Source organism: Deltaproteobacteria bacterium IMCC39524 (genome assembly GCA_029667085.1).
Taxonomy (GTDB): Bacteria; Desulfobacterota; Desulfuromonadia; order Desulfuromonadales; family BM103; genus M0040.
This window is the reverse complement of the sequence record JARUHJ010000003.1, coordinates 381,916-399,400: the sequence shown is the minus strand read 5'-3', so window position 1 is coordinate 399,400 and position 17,485 is coordinate 381,916. Positions and strand designations below refer to the sequence as shown.

Annotated in this window: 17 protein-coding genes and 1 other RNA gene; 10 read left to right on the top strand and 8 right to left on the bottom strand. The window is 53.4% G+C overall.

The genetic code is table 11. The annotated features are described in order from the left end of the window. The first annotated feature begins 3 nt into the window (after positions 1–3). Entirely contained in the window at positions 4–876 is an 873-nt protein-coding gene (locus P9J64_10000; protein MDG5468646.1) for an alpha/beta hydrolase, read from the top strand. A 365-nt stretch (positions 877–1,241) separates the two neighbouring features. On the opposite strand, the gene P9J64_09995 is transcribed toward P9J64_10000, so the two are convergent. Genes P9J64_09995 through P9J64_09980 form a run of 4 tightly spaced genes read right to left on the bottom strand, consistent with a single transcriptional unit; the run spans position 1,242 to position 4,560 of the window. Beyond that, the gene (locus tag P9J64_09995) at positions 1,242–2,447 is read right to left on the bottom strand and encodes a response regulator (protein MDG5468645.1); all 1,206 of its coding nucleotides are present in this window, start codon (positions 2,445–2,447) and stop codon (positions 1,242–1,244) included. A gap of 24 nt (positions 2,448–2,471) precedes the next feature. Further along, positions 2,472–3,266: a peptidoglycan editing factor PgeF gene (gene pgeF, locus P9J64_09990; GenBank protein MDG5468644.1), complete on the bottom strand. Its 795-nt coding sequence runs from the start codon at positions 3,264–3,266 to the stop codon at positions 2,472–2,474. Then, complete coding sequence (locus P9J64_09985) at positions 3,266–4,285, bottom strand: RluA family pseudouridine synthase (GenBank protein ID MDG5468643.1); 1,020 nt, start codon at positions 4,283–4,285, stop codon at positions 3,266–3,268. The genes pgeF and P9J64_09985 overlap by 1 nt, the downstream gene beginning before the upstream one ends. A 5-nt stretch (positions 4,286–4,290) precedes the next feature. Next, entirely contained in the window at positions 4,291–4,560 is a 270-nt protein-coding gene (locus P9J64_09980; protein MDG5468642.1) for a hypothetical protein, read from the bottom strand. A gap of 469 nt (positions 4,561–5,029) precedes the next feature. On the opposite strand from P9J64_09980, the gene elbB reads away from it, so the two are divergent. The 9 genes from elbB to P9J64_09935 all read left to right on the top strand — a co-directional run bounded on the left by elbB (position 5,030) and on the right by P9J64_09935 (position 14,555). Next, positions 5,030–5,698, top strand: a complete 669-nt coding sequence (elbB, locus tag P9J64_09975) for an isoprenoid biosynthesis glyoxalase ElbB (GenBank protein MDG5468641.1) — start codon at positions 5,030–5,032, stop codon at positions 5,696–5,698. Between the two features lie 307 nt (positions 5,699–6,005). After that, positions 6,006–6,164 (top strand): rubredoxin, encoded by a 159-nt coding sequence (locus tag P9J64_09970; GenBank protein ID MDG5468640.1) that lies wholly within the window; start codon positions 6,006–6,008, stop codon positions 6,162–6,164. 292 nt (positions 6,165–6,456) lie between these two features. Beyond that, positions 6,457–7,341 (top strand): lipoyl synthase, encoded by an 885-nt coding sequence (lipA, locus tag P9J64_09965; GenBank protein MDG5468639.1) that lies wholly within the window; start codon positions 6,457–6,459, stop codon positions 7,339–7,341. Then, the gene (gene trxB / locus P9J64_09960; GenBank protein MDG5468638.1) at positions 7,328–8,317 is read left to right on the top strand and encodes a thioredoxin-disulfide reductase; all 990 of its coding nucleotides are present in this window, start codon (positions 7,328–7,330) and stop codon (positions 8,315–8,317) included. Before lipA ends, trxB begins: the two co-directional genes overlap by 14 nt. Positions 8,318–8,565: 248 nt before the next feature. Continuing rightward, positions 8,566–11,256, top strand: a complete 2,691-nt coding sequence (locus tag P9J64_09955) for a 2-oxoglutarate dehydrogenase E1 component (protein MDG5468637.1) — start codon at positions 8,566–8,568, stop codon at positions 11,254–11,256. Between the two features lie 16 nt (positions 11,257–11,272). Then, on the top strand, positions 11,273–12,490 hold the full coding sequence (gene odhB, locus P9J64_09950; protein ID MDG5468636.1) for a 2-oxoglutarate dehydrogenase complex dihydrolipoyllysine-residue succinyltransferase: 1,218 nt from the start codon (positions 11,273–11,275) through the stop codon (positions 12,488–12,490). Positions 12,491–12,524: 34 nt separating this feature from the next. Continuing rightward, the gene (lpdA, locus tag P9J64_09945; protein MDG5468635.1) at positions 12,525–13,934 is read left to right on the top strand and encodes a dihydrolipoyl dehydrogenase; all 1,410 of its coding nucleotides are present in this window, start codon (positions 12,525–12,527) and stop codon (positions 13,932–13,934) included. A gap of 199 nt (positions 13,935–14,133) precedes the next feature. Continuing rightward, positions 14,134–14,316 (top strand): hypothetical protein, encoded by a 183-nt coding sequence (locus tag P9J64_09940; protein ID MDG5468634.1) that lies wholly within the window; start codon positions 14,134–14,136, stop codon positions 14,314–14,316. An 80-nt stretch (positions 14,317–14,396) separates the two neighbouring features. Further along, positions 14,397–14,555: a hypothetical protein gene (locus P9J64_09935; protein MDG5468633.1), complete on the top strand. Its 159-nt coding sequence runs from the start codon at positions 14,397–14,399 to the stop codon at positions 14,553–14,555. An 11-nt stretch (positions 14,556–14,566) separates the two neighbouring features. On the opposite strand, the gene P9J64_09930 is transcribed toward P9J64_09935, so the two are convergent. From P9J64_09930 to P9J64_09915, 4 genes are all read right to left on the bottom strand, one after another. Then, positions 14,567–15,595 (bottom strand): TIGR00730 family Rossman fold protein, encoded by a 1,029-nt coding sequence (locus tag P9J64_09930; protein ID MDG5468632.1) that lies wholly within the window; start codon positions 15,593–15,595, stop codon positions 14,567–14,569. A gap of 41 nt (positions 15,596–15,636) precedes the next feature. Then, positions 15,637–16,200: a hypothetical protein gene (locus P9J64_09925; protein MDG5468631.1), complete on the bottom strand. Its 564-nt coding sequence runs from the start codon at positions 16,198–16,200 to the stop codon at positions 15,637–15,639. Between the two features lie 67 nt (positions 16,201–16,267). Next, positions 16,268–16,652: RNase P RNA component class A (gene rnpB, locus P9J64_09920), an RNA gene on the bottom strand. 24 nt (positions 16,653–16,676) lie between these two features. Beyond that, positions 16,677–17,474 (bottom strand): C4-type zinc ribbon domain-containing protein, encoded by a 798-nt coding sequence (locus tag P9J64_09915; protein ID MDG5468630.1) that lies wholly within the window; start codon positions 17,472–17,474, stop codon positions 16,677–16,679. Between the last annotated feature and the right edge of the window lie 11 nt (positions 17,475–17,485).

Below are 17,485 nucleotides of genomic sequence, written 5' to 3'. Positions count from 1 at the left end.
CCAATGGCTTCTGCAAAGAGAACTGTCCTCTTCAGCAAATTTCGCTACCGGCTCCTGCTCTACCTGGTAGCTGCCCTGGTTTTTACCATGCCTCTTCGTAACGCTCTCGAACAACACTTTATTTATTTCCCCGAACCTTTTCATATGGCGACTCCGGCGAGAGTTAGCCTTGGCTACGAAGAGATAAACTTCTCGGCCACAGATGCTACTCAACTCCAGGGTTGGCTGGTCCCTGGACAGGCTGAGGCACCCGCTGTGCTCTTCTGCATGGGCAATGCAGGCAACATCTCGCATCGCCTTGAAACCCTGCAGTTACTTCATCAACTCGGCGTCACCGTGTTCATCTTTAATTACCGGGGATATGGCACAAGTAAGGGACGAGCCAGCGAAACAGGAACCTACAGTGACCTTGCCGGCGCCATGAACTTTCTCAACGAGCGCGGCTGGCCTGCTGAGCGCGTCATCCTCTTTGGCCGCTCACTCGGCGCTGCAGTCAGCCTTGAAGGCAGCCTGCACAGAACTCCGGCCGGACTGATCATGGAGTCCCCCTTTACCTCGATAGAGGCGATGGGTCGCCACCACTACCCGTTGCTCAGCAGCTTGCTCGGCTGGCTGATCGGCGCAAAGTACAACAATTTGGCAAAGATTGCAGATCTTGAAGCGCCACTACTGCTCATCCACGGCAAGAACGACAGCATCTGCCCACCCAGCATGGCCGAAGAACTTTACGCAAGGGCGCCGCAAGAGAAACAGCTCCTCTGGATTCCTGAGGCCGGCCACAACGATGGCTTTGTTGTTGGTGGAAAGCGTTACCGGGACACCCTGAAGCAGGTTATTGAAAGTTGGACAGGTTTTACAACGGAACCTGATCGATAAACAGCCCGGTTGCTTGTTCAAACAAGAAAAGAGCCCGGGTCGAAGACCCGGGCTCTTTTCTTTGTTTCGGAGGTAGAAGATTAATTCTGATTCAACTTGTAGCACACTACCACTCACAAGTTTCTCACAACCAGCAGAGCTCACTTTTTGAATGATATTCAATAAAAAAATGGCCCCCATCCGATGGATGGGGGCCCCCCTAATAAATCAAATTAAAACTCTTCGTTTTGTAACACTCTTTATAGCCTGCAAACTCAAACAAAAATTCGAAAGATTGTCTGCAGTATACACATGGCTTCTCACAAATCTCTCACATCCGGGTGTTGACAAAGAAAAAAATGCCTGTTTGGCTGTTTTTTAATTTTTTAACTGTGATTCAGCCAACCCTGGGCAGGCTTCTCCTTGGGAAAATCCAATAGCGCATCCTCTATGTCATGGGCCGGGAAATTCTCACGGACCAGGGCTTCGCTGTATTGTTTGATGACCTGGTTGGCCTTCCCCGGGCTGTCCTGGGCAAGGCAGAGCGAATAAAGCAGTCGAACAACGCCATCATTGGTCGGTTCATAGCGCAAGGCGTCTCGCAATAGTTTCGCAGCTTCCTCGTAGCGTTCATTCTGTGCCAACAAACGAGCAAAAGTCTGACTGCTGTCGAGATAGAGTTGCTCCAGTTCATCCTGAAAAATTATGGCCGCATCACTGCCGAAATCTCCCGGCACAAAAGTTCCTCTCCAGAGGCTGAACGCCGACGAAAAGGTGATTTCAGCCGGCCACCATTCACCTGCAGAGATTTGCAGGTTGGCCTTGCGTATCAAGCGGCGAAATTCGTGCGCGTCTATGAGTGAATGTTCAAGGCAGAGATAGCTGCGTTTGACGACCAGATACTTCTTGCTGTCAAAAGGCGCCAAAGTCTGATCAAGAGTGCGACGCACTCTTGACAGCAGGGAATCGAAGCTCGAACGAGCTCGCGTGGACGTGCTGTCCGGCCAAAGCGAGACCTGAACCTCTTCCTGAGAGATCTTGCCGCTAGAGGATCCAACCAACATGGCCATCAGCTGACGTTGGGCTGGGCTGAATTCGTCGGTCCATGACAAACTCCGGTTACCGACACGCAACTCACACCGGCCCAGCGTTTTCACCATCAAAGATTCCGGTGAGTTTTCAGCGGAGACCGTACCATCTGCAGGGATTGGCTTGCTACTGCGACGACGCAACAAGGACTTAACCCGCGCAGTCAGAAGCTTCGGCGAAAACGGCTTGGTCATGTAGTCATCGGCGCCGACTTCCAAGCCAGCGACAACATCATCCTCTTCGGCCTGACCGGTTAACATCAGGACAGGGATTCTACTCATCCATGGATCGCGGCGCATTGCGCGACACACATCCAACCCGTTCATACCGGGCAGGTTGAGATCAAGAACAATAGCTTCAGGAGGATCTTCTTCGATTTGCGACAGGCCTGCCTCGCCGCTCTGGGCAATGGAGACACGATATCCTGCCTTGCTCAGACAGGCGAAAAGAAGCTCACAGACGCTGGAATCATCTTCGATGATAAGGATGTGGGGGTTATCCATGAAGCGACTTCCTTTCAAAAGATGTTAACGTAACAAGGCAAAACCCATTTGACGGCCGGTTCGTCCTTCGTCACGCCGGTAGGAGAAAAACGTTTCCTTGTGACAGCAGGTGCATTCCGCAACCGTATCAATCACCGACCGGCTAATTCCTGCTTCATCGAGTTGCAACATAACGCTTTTCTGCAGATCAAGCTGCCAATGGCCGAGAGTAACTTCCTTGACGATCCTCTGCCACTGACCAACCCCTTGTCGAAAAGCATCACGCACAGGACGATCAACTTCATACCTGTGGGCCGCAATGCCCGGGCCGATAGCAGCACAAAGGTCCGTCGCCAGACAACCAAAGATCTCCTGCATGGCCTTTACGGTGCGGCCCAACAAGCCGGCGGACGTGCCACGCCAACCGAGGTGAACCACCGCGGCTACCTGTTTTTTCTGATCGTATAGAATAACCGGAAAACAGTCAGCCACAAGAATACCAATGAGAATATTACGCTGATTGGTAATAATGGCATCGCTTGCGACGCGCTGGAAATGAGAGACTTCCAGGTTCGACTCGTCAATAACCAGAATCTCGGTGCCGTGAACCTGGTTAACCGTCAGCAAAAGATGCGGCTCCAGGTCAAAGGCTCTGGCCACTGCGGCACGATTTGCTTCTACCTGTGACATCTGGTCACCGGAATTGAAGCCAAGGTTGAGGGAATTAAAAGGGGGCCGGCTACAGCCGCCGTTACGCGTGGTAAAGCCTGCGACCAAGCGGTTCTGACCTACCCAATCAGGCTGCAGATAGTGAATTTTGCCTTGCTTAACAGTATTCATCAATAAGCCGTTTCAACCGGACCCGCACATGCTTCGATCGCAAGTGCGGCAGGTTCGTAGTGATATTTTTCCTCAAGGTAGCTGAGGATCTCCTGCAACTCTTTCGGTAAAGCGGCCTGGAACAGCATGGCCCTGCCATCAGGGTGAGCAAAGCCAAGTTGCCAGGCGTGCAAGAACTGCCGTTCCAGATGGACGATCATTTTCCGTAGCACAGTGTCGCTGATTGACTTGGCGCGACTGGCTCCGCCGTAGAGGGGGTCGCCGACAACCGGAGAGCCCATCCCGGTCAGGTGGACCCGAATCTGGTGGGTTCGGCCCGTCTCCAGCAGCAGATCGACAAGTGTCAGGCGATCCTCCTCATAGCGACGCAAAACTTTCCAGTGCGTCACAGCAGTACGACTGATACGGGCATCGGTAGACATCTTCTTACGATGCACCGGATGCCTGCCAATCGCCTGGTCAATACTGCCCTTATTTGCTGCCACCACACCATGGACCAAGGCCCGATAGCGCCGTTGAATCGTATGGTCTTTGAACTGGCTGGCCAGATGTTGGTGGGTTTGGTCATCCTTGGTGGCGACCATCACACCGGAGGTGTCCTTGTCGAGACGATGAACGATGCCGGGCCGCAACTCCCCACCAACACCAGAGAGATCCTGGCAGTGATGCAGCAAAGCATTGACCAACGTGCCGCTCTGGTGGCCCGGTGCCGGGTGCACCACAAAATGAGCCGGTTTATTAACAACGATCAGGGCGGAGTCCTCGTAAAGAACCGCCAATGGAATAGCTTCGGCCTGAGCTGCTGTCGCAACAGGTTCAGGCAAAACCACGCGAATCTCTTCGCCCCCCCGCAACTTGATGCCTGCCTTACTCGTGGCCCCATCCAGAGTGACAGCACCCTCATCGATAAGACGCTTGATCTGCGAGCGGGTAACCTCCGGCAGGTTGTCATCCAGGAAACGATCCAGGCGCACCGAAACATCATCGGGGCTGACCTGAAAGCAGCGGGGTTCAGGCATGCAATCTACCAGATCGAACTTTCGATCTTGCCGGCCTGCTTAATCATGACATCGACGATTGCCCGATCATAAAGATGAGCTCGATCGTCCAGGTCAGGAGAAACCCGACCATAGAAGTGATCACGCCCCTCTTGCAGTTCTTCGGTCAGGACTTCAAAAATCGAGTCATTTTTGATCCCTTCCTTCACCTTCTCCTGATTGTAAAGGGCGATATCCGAGACGATGGCACGGGCTAAACGAAATGCCAGTTTAGGATTGTCTACCAGTTTGGCCATGAGACCTCCACATTTGGAGTGAGCATATATTTCTATCGGGTGGAAGACACCCGGGTCCTGACTATCAATCGAACGACAACGACAGGGTCGATCGTGGCGTACAAAGGATCAAGTCTTCTGCGAAGCTGTTCTACCAAGCGGCTCACTGGCCCTATCGAGCAACAGGTTTAAGAGAAAAAGTGCGAGCCCTTATTTTACAACTTCGTACAGTAACGAAAACAAGCGTTTAAGTCAATCTGGACCGGCAACTCTCGAGAAAAGAGTTAAGGGCTCAATTCTGACATTTATAAAAACTTTTACGCCGCCGCCATACTCACTGACCTCCCATATCAGGTATCATGAAGAGATAAGCATGATTGAGGCAAGAGGCAGAACAAATTTCAACAATCTTGACATGCCTGAATTTTTCTTTAATCTTGACATAACCTTGTAAAAAGATAGCCATCATCACAATTTCAGGAGGAGTCTTATGGCAAAGCGTATCGGTGTCATCCTGTCCGGCTGCGGCGTCTACGACGGCAGCGAGATCCACGAAGCAGTCATCACCTTACTGGCCATTGATCGCGCCGGCGCTGAAGCCGTCTGCATGGCTCCGGATATTCCCCAGATGCACGTCATCAATCACCTGACCGGAGAGCCTGAAGCCGGCGCAACTCGAAACGTACTGATTGAGTCTGCTCGCATCGCCCGGGGCAAGATTCAAGACCTGGCAAAGGTTCAGGCCTCTGATCTTGACGCGTTGATATTGCCCGGAGGTTTTGGGGCCGCGAAGAACCTTTGCAACTTCGCTGTCGCTGGCGCTGACTGTGAAGTCAATGCTGAGACAGCTCGCCTGCTCAAGGGAATGTACGCTGCAAAGAAACCGATTGCTGCTGTCTGCATCGCCCCGGCAGTCCTTTCCAAGGTCCTGGGTGACGAAAACATCTCGCCCAAACTAACGATTGGCAACGATGAGGGAACCGCAGCAGCACTCGCTGCGCTTGGCTCAGAGCATATTCAGTGTCCTGTTGAAGAATTTGTCATAGATCGCGACAATAAGCTGGTTTCAAGCCCGGCTTACATGCTTGCCGGCAGGATTTCAGAAGCTGCTGAAGGCATCGAAAAAACCGTTCAGGCTCTGATCGGGATGATTGACTGAGCAATTACTTGCACCTGATTAAAAGCATTTGCTTTTTTTCGGACCTCAACCAAAACAAAGACAAGGCAAACTCAGGCTATTTATTAACGCAAAGACGCTGGGACGCAGAGATCAATAATCGGAATTGACCCATTTTTAAGACTTTGAAGCCTTTTCCCTCTGCGCTCTTTGCGCCTTTGCGTTAAACATTTTTTGGGTTATAGAACCATTTTCTCAAATCTACACTTGTCAGAATTCATTCTTGCACTAGAATGGTCTGGATATTTTGGCCGCTTTGGCCAACTACTAAATTCTCAAGGAGTACATCATGACCAAGTTTCGTTGCGTAATCTGTGACTACATCTACGACCCGGCTGAAGGCGATCCCGGCAACGGCATTGACCCCGGCACCTCTTTCGAAGATCTGCCTGAGGATTGGTGCTGCCCCCTCTGTGGTGCAGATAAAAGCAATTTCGAAGCCGCCTAAGCGACAAAGTTAAACGCCCAGCCTGAATAGCAAGAAACAATAAACGGGTTTGAGGTTTGTCAGAATCGGCGTCCCGGTCGACCCTCAGACCGGGACGTCTGATACAACGTGAAGAGCTGGCTGCCATCAACCCTGAGGCAGTTTCTTCCTGCATGGCCATTCGTTAGTGCAGTAATCCTGCTGCCCCGAAGCTCTTTTCGATAAAATCCTCTCGATAACCATAGCCTCCCGGCACTCTATCAGTTATTATTAAATTCACTGTTTTTAAGCCCTTACGACCTCTGATTTGGCAATGAATATGAAGACCCGCCCACCACGTAAACCCGATTGGCTCAAAGTTCGTTTTCCGGCAGGACCGAACTACGCCCGTATCGATCGCCTGCACCGCGAGCAGGGGCTGCATTCCGTCTGCCGCAGCGCGGCCTGCCCCAACCAGGGAGAATGCTGGGAAAAGGGCACGGCAACCTTCATGATCCTGGGTGACCACTGTACCCGTGATTGCCGTTTTTGTAATGTTACCCACGAAAAACCTCTGTCTGTCGATCCACAGGAAACGGACAAAGTCGCCAGAGCTGTTGCTGAACTGGAATTGAATCACGCAGTGATCACATCGGTCACACGTGACGATCTCGAAGATGGTGGCGCCGCCCAGTTTGCAGCCGTGACCCGCGCGATTCATGATTACCGTCCGGAATGTCGGGTTGAATTGCTTGTGCCCGACCTGCAGGGAAACCACGAAGCCTTGAGCACGATCCTCATGGCCAAACCGGCCATCTTCGGCCACAATCTGGAGACTGTTCCCAGGCTCTATCCTCTTGCCAGGGCTGGCGCCGACTACCAGCGCTCTCTGAACTTGCTCGCTGCAGCCGCGCAGGCAGCTCCCGACATTCCAATCAAGTCGGGCCTGATGCTCGGCATGGGGGAGACCATGGGTGAGATTCCCACTGTCATGCAAGACCTCCAGAAAGCAGGCTGCCGCATGCTGACACTGGGACAATACCTCCAGCCAACCCGTCACCACCTGCCGGTGGTTCGCTATGTCGAACCTTCAGAATTCTCGAGTTTGCGAGACATTGGCCTGCAACTCGGCTTCGCCCATGTCGAAGCAGGGCCGCTGGTGCGTTCTTCCTATCACGCTGCAGAACAATTCGAGGGAGATTCCGATGAGCAACCCTGACCTGATTTACGAAACGATCATCCTCGGCTCAGGCCCGGCAGGCCTCACCGCCGCCATCTATGCTGCGCGCAGCCGTTGCTGCCCCCTGATGATCCACGGTCTTCAGCCTGGCGGGCAATTGACCACCACGACGGCGGTCGACAACTTTCCCGGCTTCCCGGAAGGCATAGACGGCCCTGAATTGATGGAAAAGATGAAACTTCAGGCAGAGCGTTTCGGCACTCAATTTGTCGAGGGTGACGTCACCAAGGTCGACTTGCAGGAACGTCCTTTCAGACTCTGGGTGGGAGAAGAGCTCTACCGCTGCCTCTCTCTGATCATCACGACCGGGGCCTCGCCAAAGCTTCTCGGCTTGGGCAACGAAGAGTCGCTCTACGGCAAGGGAGTATCAGTCTGTGCAACCTGCGATGGATTTTTCTATCGCGACCGTGAAGTCGTTGTCGTTGGCGGTGGCGATACTGCAATGGAAGAGGCTGTCTTTTTGACCCGCTTTGCCAAGAAAGTAACCGTTGTTCATCGCCGTGATTCTCTAAGGGCGACACCAGTTCTCGCTGACCGGGCGCTGGGCAACAAAGCGATCAACTTCAAGTGGGACTCCGAGCTCACAGAGATTCTCACTGACACAAGCGGCGTAACCGGAACCCGCATCAAAAATCTTAAAACCGGCATGGAAACTGAGATGGACTGCGATGGCATCTTTATCGCCATCGGCCATCGACCAAACACCTCTCTCTTCGAAGGTCAACTGGAGATGGACAACGAAGGTTACCTGCTCACCAAAAACGGCACGGAGACCAATATCTCCGGAGTCTTTGCTGCAGGTGACGTTCAGGACCAACAATTCCGTCAAGCGGTGACCGCGGCAGGGACCGGTTGCATGGCAGCGATACAGGCTGAGCGCTTTCTCGATGACCTTCCTTACGACTCGGAGCTCTCATGCAAAAAGGGGGTTTGCAAGCCAAAAGCGCAGCCTTAAAGTTTCCCGGCTACAGGGGGCAGGAAAGGATCTTCGGTCAAGGGTTCAAAAACCCTCCCTCTAAGCTCCGACCCGTTTGCCTGAACGCCAACCCCTTGATATAATTTGCGCAGTTCATTTTTCCCGGCCTTCAGTATCCATGAATCGCATGTTGTGTTGAAATAGGGACGCAGCAAGGGCAATTTTGGGAAGGCTTCTTTCTCCGTAGCGTTAAAACGCATAACAGATCATCATCAACAGGGGTATCGATGAGTATAGCCAGCAATGTCAGCCCTCAGTGGCTAGAAGAGCAATTTCAACTATGGAAATCCGATCCTGACCAGGTTTCGGCCGACTGGCAGGCTTTTTTCGAAGGCTTCGAGCTTGCCAGTCAAGCTCCGGCTACCGATTGCGACCTGGCGGCCAAAACGTCTTCTGTCGACTCCCTGATTTACCGATATCGCGACCTCGGACACCTGCAGGCCAGCACGGATCCTCTCTCACCCGAACAGGCCGAACACGCAGAACTGAACCTGGCGGCATTCGGTCTCACTGAAGACGACCTCGACCGAACCTTTTACCCGCTACGCTTCCCAAAACATAAAGCCACCCTTCGTGAAATTATTGACCTGCTCAAAGAGACCTATTGCGGGAAAATTGGCGTGGAGTTCATGCACATTCAGGATCCGAAAAAACGGACCTGGCTGAAGAAGCGTATGGAAGAAAACCGCAATCAACCCAACCTGGCTCGCGACGAGCAACTGCACATCCTTGAGAAACTTCAGGAAGCGACCCTTTTCGAAGCATTTCTTCATCGCAAGTTCCTCGGTCAGAAACGCTTCTCACTGGAAGGTGGGGAGGCCATCATTCCACTCTTGGACACCTTGTTGATGCAGGCCGCAGAAAGAGGGGTCAGTGATCTGATTATGGGGATGGCCCATCGTGGCCGCCTCAACGTGCTGGCCAATATTTTCAACAAACCGCTGGAGAATATCTTCGCCGAATTCCAGGACAATCTCGAACTGGCATTTGTTGGCGATGGCGATGTGAAGTATCATAAGGGGTACTCTACTGACCGATCATTCCCCTCCGGACACAATATTCATCTCAGTCTAGCGGCCAACCCGAGCCACCTTGAAGCTGTCGACCCCGTGGTAATCGGCAGGTGTCGAGCCCGACATGTCAGCTACGGACCTGGCGGCAAGAAAAGAGTGTTGCCGGTACTGCTTCATGGCGATGCCGCCTTTGCCGGTCAAGGCTTGGTGCCGGAAGTTCTTAACCTCTCCCAGCTTGATGGCTACCAGTCGGGCGGCACGTTTCATCTGGTTATCAACAACCAGATCGGCTTCACCACCGCCCCAGCCCACGCACGTTCGACCCTTTACGCCACTGATATCGCCAAAATGCTCATGGTGCCTATCTTTCATATCAACGGCGAAGATCCTGAAGCAGCCGTTTATGCGACCAACCTGGCATTGGAATATCGCCAAGAGTTCGGTGAAGACGTGGTCGTTGAAGTCATCTGCTATCGTCGCCATGGTCACAATGAAGGAGATGAGCCTTTTTTCACACAACCGCTCATGTACGAGAAGATTCGCCAAAGACCCCCACTACATGAAATTTACGCACAACAATTGATTGAAGGTGGCCTTGAGCCTCAATTGGTCAAGGAACGTGTCGACAAGATAACTCAGCGCCTCGAAGAGGCCCTTGAAGGAGAAACCAAGCCACAAACCGATGTAGGTTTCCAGGCAAAGTGGACGGGCATAAAACGCGAATATTCACGGGAAGAGCCGGAGACCAAGGTTGACGCGGAAACCCTCTTAAAACTGGGCTCGCGGATGGCAAGCCTGCCGGAGAAATTCAACGCTCACCCTAAAATTGCACGTCTTCTCAAACGCCGCGAAGAGAGCCTCCTCAAAGGGGAAGGTATCGATTGGGCCAACGCTGAAGCACTCGCCTTTGCCTCATTATTGATTGAGCATTCCCCTGTACGCCTCTCGGGACAGGACTCGCGTCGCGGCACCTTCAACCAACGACATTCAACCCTGGTTGACCAGAAAAACGGGCAACTTTATGTCCCTCTGGCCTTCCTGGGAAAAAGCCAGGCTGCAATCCAGATTTACGACAGCATGCTCTCTGAGGCTGCTGTGCTGGGCCTTGAATACGGTTATTCACTGGAAACGCCGCACGGTCTGACAATCTGGGAAGCCCAGTTTGGTGACTTTGCCAACGGCGCCCAGGTCATCATCGACCAGTTCATCGGTACGAGCGGCACCAAGTGGGACCGCTCCAGCGGTCTGGTGATGTTTCTACCGCATGGCTACGAAGGCCAGGGACCAGAGCATTCAAACGCCCGCATTGAACGTTTCATGAATCTCTGTGCCGACAACAATATGCACGTCGCCTATCCAAGTACCCCGGCACAACTTTTTCACCTCCTGCGCCGGCAGTGCAAACTCCCCTACCGTCGGCCATTAATCGTCTTCACCCCGAAAAGTCTCCTGCGCTTTCCAGCCTGCAGCAGCACTCTTGAAGAGTTGAGCGAAGGTTCTTTTCAGGCGATTCTGCCTTGTAGCACACCGCCGGAACAAGTTAAGACACTGCTTCTCTGTAGCGGTAAAATTTACTACGAGCTCCAGGCCGCAGTTGACGCTGAGAACAGGAAGGACATCGGCCTGTTGCGCATAGAGAAACTTTATCCTCTCCATCAGGAGGTATTACAGGAAGCAGTAAATCGATATAGCGACGCTCAACGCATTGTCTGGGTTCAGGAAGAGCCGAAGAATATGGGACCCTGGCCCCACCTGCAATACCGACTGGGCCGGGCCATAGGCAGAAATCCTGAATATTGCGGACGTCGGGCTGCAGCAGCGCCCGCGGTCGGATCACACCGTCGCCACAAGGAAGAACAACAACAGATCATTGACGCAGCCCTTGGCAACTCAACTGATTCTTAACCATAAGGAAAGATAAATGGAGATCAAAATCCCTGAAATTGGCGAATCGATTCTCGAAGCACTGGTCGCCAACTGGTTTAAGGAGGACGGCGACGCCGTTGCCAAAGATGACATCATCTGCGAACTGGAAACTGACAAGGTCAACGTTGAACTGACCGCGGAAGCTTCCGGCATCCTGAGCATTGTTATTCCACAAGGCCAGACCGTGCCGATCGGCACGGTCATTGCGACCCTCGCAGAAGGAGACGTTGAGGTGGCCGCACCTCTCCCTGCGGCTGAAGAAAAAACTGAGCCGGTTGCACCTACTGCAACGGACACGGCCGCACAGGAGCAGGAGTCGCAAACCCCTGCGAACCCCGCGGCCCGCCAACAAGCCGAAGAACGTGGCATTGACCTGCAAAAGGTCGCCGGCAGTGGTCGCGATGGCAGGGTCATTTTGGATGATGTCCTCGCCCACAACAAACCCTCTGCTTCGCAAGCTGAACCCAAAGAGCCGGAGAACTCCAGGGTAACGGCAAAAACAGATGGCGACGACCGGCCGATTACCCGTCAGGCCATGACCCCGATTCGACAACGCATTGCGGCACGCCTGCTTCAGGCCCGCCAAGAAACCGCCATGCTGACGACATTTAATGAAGCGGATATGTCGTGGGTCAAAAAGATTCGCAAACGACATCAGGAGCAATTCACAAAAAAACATGGCATCAAGCTGGGCATGATGTCCTTTTTCGTCAAAGCCTGCATCGAAGCCCTCAAGGAATTTCCAGCGGTCAATGCGAGCATCGACGGCAGCGATATTGTCTATCACCACTATTACGATATCGGCATCGCAGTCGGCACCGACCGCGGTCTGGTCGTGCCGGTTCTGCGTGACGCAGACCAGCTGACCTTTGCCGAAATCGAGCAACAGATTGCCGATCTCGCCACCAAGGCCAACGCCCGCAAACTGACTCTGGCCGACCTTGAAGGTGGGACCTTTACCATCACCAACGGTGGCGTCTATGGGTCGCTGCTGAGCACACCGATCATCAACCCGCCCCAGTGCGGCGTACTCGGCATGCACTCGATACAGGATCGACCAGTCGTCGTAAACGGTGAAATTGTCATCAAACCGATCATGAATCTGGCTCTGAGCTACGATCATCGTCTTATCGATGGTCGTGAAGCTGTCAGCTTTCTCAAGTTGATCAAGGAGTATATTGAGGATCCTTCTGAGTTGTTTCTAGAACTCTGATGAGTTCTTTCGCCACTATTTTCCGGAGTTTTAAATGAGTGAAACCTATGACCTGATTATCATCGGCGGCGGCCCTGGCGGCTACGTGGCCGCGATTCGTGCCGCTCAACTCGGTTCCAGTGTTGCTGTGATCGAAAAACGCAACGCCCTTGGCGGCACCTGCCTCAACGAAGGCTGCATCCCGAGCAAGGCCTTGCTTGATTCAAGTGAACTCTTTGTCCAGGCCCGCGACAAGTTTGCCGGTCACGGCATCATCGTTGACCCGCCTGGCCTCGATCTTGACAAGATGATGAAACGTAAGGAAGACATCATCACGCGGCTGACACGCGGTATCGCCAGCCTCTTCAAGAAGAACCAGATCACTCTGGTTACAGGCAGCGGCCGTCTCACCAAACCGGGCTCTGAAGGGCCTCTCCAGGTCATCGCCACAACAGCAGAAGGCGAGCAGACACTGCAGGGCAAGCGCGTACTTCTCGCGACTGGCAGTGTCGCCAACGACATCCCCGGCTTACCCCAGGATGGCGAACGCGTCGGCCAGGCGCGCGACGCCCTCGAATACACTGCCGTCCCTGAACACCTGGTGGTTATCGGCGGCGGCTACATCGGCCTTGAGCTTGGCTCGGTCTGGCTCCGCCTAGGGGCCAAAGTTACCGTGGTTGAGATGCTTGAGCAGATGCTGCCGACATCCGACCAGGAGATCACTGCGGCGCTATTGAAGAGTTTGCAAAAGCAAGGGATGACGATCCATTCCGGGACCCGGGTCTCGGGGATGGAATCGACCGACCAGGGCGTCACCCTGACACTTGAAGGAAAAGTGAATCAGTCACTGACCTGCGACAAGGTGCTGGTGGCCGCAGGCCGGAAGCCTTGCACCGAGGGGCTTGGCCTCGATGAAGCAGGGGTCAAACTGGACGAAACCAGACGTATCGCGGTTAACGAAAACTATCAGACCAATATACCGAACATCTATGCCCTCGGTGACCTGATTCACGGTCCCATGCTCGCCCACAAGGCGATGGATGAAGGCGTTGTCCTGGTCGAGAAGTTGGCCGGAGAACATCCTGTTGTCGACTACAACCTGATCCCGGGGGTTGTTTACACGCATCCTGAAGCAGCATCTATCGGCGCAACAGAAGAACAACTCAAAGAGCAGGGAACCCCCTACAAAGTCGGCCGCTTTCCCTTTATGGCCAGTGGCCGGGCCCGGGCAATGGATAACGTCGACGGCTTCGTAAAAGTTCTGGCCAACCCGGAGAGCGGCAAACTCCTCGGTGTCCATATCATCGGGCCTTTCGCTTCCGAACTGATCAGTGAAGCTGTCACCATCATGTCCTTCGATGGTAGCATTGAGGACATCGCACTGACCATGCACGCCCACCCGACGCTCAGCGAAGCCTTCAAGGAAGCGGCCCTCGGTGCCTTTGGCAAGGCGGTACACGCCTGACCCCAACAGAAAATTCATTCAACCAGGGAGCATAAAAAAAGAGGACGCCAAGAAGGCGCCCTCTTTTTTGTTACATACACTTTATAACTATCGAACAGAAAGGAGCTTTGCCAAAACAGGGCCGCATCACACTTGGCACGGTCATTGAAATACTCATCCTTATAGCAAGCGGGGACTTTGCGACTCAAGGAGAGCTAAGATGCTGAAATTGTTAAAACCTTTATGGCCTGGCAAATGCGACAAGTGCTCGCGGCGCACCCTCGTGAGAGCGCGCTACGGCTACGAGGAACAAAAATCGCTACAAGTGTGTGCCACCTGTGTGCCAGTCGATGGCAATGACATGACTCACGAAAGCAGCAAGCTGGTGATGGCTGGCTACTGAAGCCAATAACACCCGGAGACAGGCTGAGCACTATCAGTCAGAGCCACTTCTGCTGAAAGACCCGTCTGTGGTGAGAGCCCATGTTTGAAGTCCTTATATTACTGACGCTGCTGGGAGTCATTTTCTGGTTCATCCTGAGCAAGGAAAGAACATCCTCGGCGCGTAGAGCAACCTTCATCGACCTGACTGCAGAGTTAAGGCCACCGATCAAGAAGAAAGGCAGAAAAAACCTTTCTTGAAAGCTACTCGATCAGAAGGCATTCAGTCTTCGCAGAAACGCCTTGAGTAAACCGTAGTTACGCCGATTGAATTTGAAAACCAGACGCGGCAGATCGACAAGATCGGGTTGATCCTTCTCTTCCGGTAAGGCACTGGTCAATTCCAGATGACTGCCGGCCTCCAGAATTTCACTGAACTCCCCTTCCAGGGTTGTCAGGTTCTCCGCGCTCAAGGTCTTGTTGAGACGAATGACAAAGGTTGAACCGACCCAACGACTCGAGTGATAGATCCTGTAGAAGTCGTGAATGACCTGTGCGGCCTCAAAAGGGTCCCGGGTGATGGTAAAGAGACTGAAATCCTCACCGGAGATCAGACCCCGCTTGAGCATGACCTCCTTGATAAAATCAAACCAGGGCTCCCAGTAACTGCCATCATCATCGTCAACCAGAACCAAGGGTATCGGCGGATTCTTGCCGGTCTGAATCAGGGTCAGGGTTTCCATCGCCTCATCCATGGTCCCGAAACCACCAGGGAACAGCACCACCGCATCCGCTTCCTTCAAAAAGGCCACCTTACGGTTGAAAAAATACTGGTAGGTGATCGAGTGACCGCTGTTCTCCATGACCGGGTTGGTTCCCTGCTCAAAAGGCAGCCTGATATTCACGGCAAAAGAATTCTCCGCACCAGCGCCCTCATTCCCCGCCTGCATGATGCCGGGGCCACCACCCGTAATCACCATGTAACCGAGCCGCACCAACTGCCGCGAGAAGGTCACACATTTCTGGTAGATTGCTTCATCAGGAGCGGTTCTAGCCGAGCCGAAGATAGTCACTTTCTTGCGATCCCGGTACGGGCCGAACATCTTGCTGGTGTAGCGCATCTCCTTCATGGTGGTCCGTAACATCTTCAAATCAGCGAGATAGTCATTCTCCTGGCCGGTCTTCAAGGCGCTGATCAGCATCTCCCGGATAATCTCCGGATGGTTGACTTCGGCCATAGAGAGAATTTCATTGAGCAGATCGTCAAGGGGGCCGTTGGTTTTCTTAAAACTGATATCCATAGCAGAATCCTTCATAGAATTTGACGCTGAAGAGTGAACAACTATTCTATCATGTCTTTTCCGGTTGATTGTAACAATGCGCCATCGCCAAAGCGCTGCAGGGCAATCCAGAGGCCACGCAGGCTGGCAGCCGGATAGCGCGCGGCGATCCGCAGGTACTCGTTGCGTAAACGTCGGTCCAGACTCCTCAGTCTCTCGCAATCATCGTCACCCAGCTGATTTTCAAGGGTTTCACAGAAGAAGGTGATGCAATTGTAGGGACGGCGATCGACAGTCAGCAGACAGCCTCTCTCACCGAGATAGGGACAGGTTCGGCTGAAATCAGGGGAAGGAGGGGTTTCGTCTGCGAGCAGATAAGCCAGCAGGTTGGTCAATGTCACATGGTGTCGACCACAACCGCAGCAGGCTCCGTCGCAGCCGGCACAGGCATCAAGCCCATCAGCTTTGTGAAAGAGCTCATCCAGTTCGACCTGGGTCGCTGCAATGGCAGATAGCCTCTCTCTGAGCCACGCTTTCTCGTCGGCACCCAAAGCGTTGAGCTCAAGCGTTATTCTCTTTAGCAGAGCAGGCCAGTCCAGGTTGAGCTTGTCAGGAGTATCGCGCATAGGCAAAAAAGAAACGGCACCAGACGATCAGCGCAGGTGCCATTATCATTCAGAATCATAAAAAGGTGGTCGGAGAGAACCGTAAGCCGGGTTTTGTCCTCTGTAGCGGTTACCCCCTGCAGAGTGACGATCATTCCTCTAGGACCGCCGTTGCCGACGGCCTCAAGCAGCCTGACCCGGGAGCTTCGGACGGGCCGTCCTCAAGCACTCCCCTATTTGGCCTTGCTCCGGATGGGGTTTACCTAGCTGCCGACGTCACCGCCGACACTGGTGAGCTCTTACCTCACCCTTTCACCCTTACCTGCCATCGCAAAAACGATGACGGGCGGTCTTCTCTCTGTGGCACTATCCCTAAGGTCGCCCCCGGTCCCCGTTAAGGACCATCCTGCCCTGTGGAGCCCGGACTTTCCTCCCGCCCACAGACATGGGCCGGCGATCGTCTGGTTGTCTCCAACCACTTTAAAAAAATCAGCGCATCAATCCGGGGCAGTGACAAACAACAAACGGCTGCAATGCGGGCAGGGCTGAATTTCCTGGACAACGAAAAGACTGTTGTACATCTGCGGCGGCAGGTGCATGTGGCACCCGGTGCAGGCTCCGTCACGAGCTTCTACCACGGCCACGCCGGCACGACGACTCATCAGGAGTTTGTAGCGCTTGCGCAGGGACTTGGGCAACTCTTCCAGAAGAGCCTCACGCTGGCTGGTCATCTTGGCAAACTTGTTATTCACCGAGACCATGGCCGCATCAATTTCAGCGCAGCGAGCATTCGCCTGCTCGGTACTCGCTGCCAACTCGCCATCTTTCTCGTCCTTATCCGCAGAAAGGGACGAAAGGATTTCGTTCTTGGCGTCGATACTGGCCTGCAGTTCCTTGGCTAGCTTCTTGGCCGTGTCGACCTCCTTGAGAACCGCGACGTATTCCTTCTGCGTCTTGATCTGGGGGAGTCGACCCTCGGAACGTTCTATGTTTTCTTGTTCCAGGATCATGGCTTTTTCAAGTTCGCGTTTTTCAGCTTCAAGGACACCGATTTCACCAGCAAGACTGTCAACCATTCCCTGCAGACGATCAAGTTCTACCTTAAGAGTCTGCTGCTCACTTAGCGCGGCCTTTTGCTCGTCCTCAACAACCTTCTTCTCTGTGTCCAACTCCTGCAAATCTCGCAGTAACTGTAACTGCTTCTGCACGATAAACGCCTCCCTATAAAAATCTCTTTTGTATCGACCGTTGATCGATCGAGCTTGTTTGGCTGAATCCGTGTTAGCCAGCGGCATGCAACAGACCA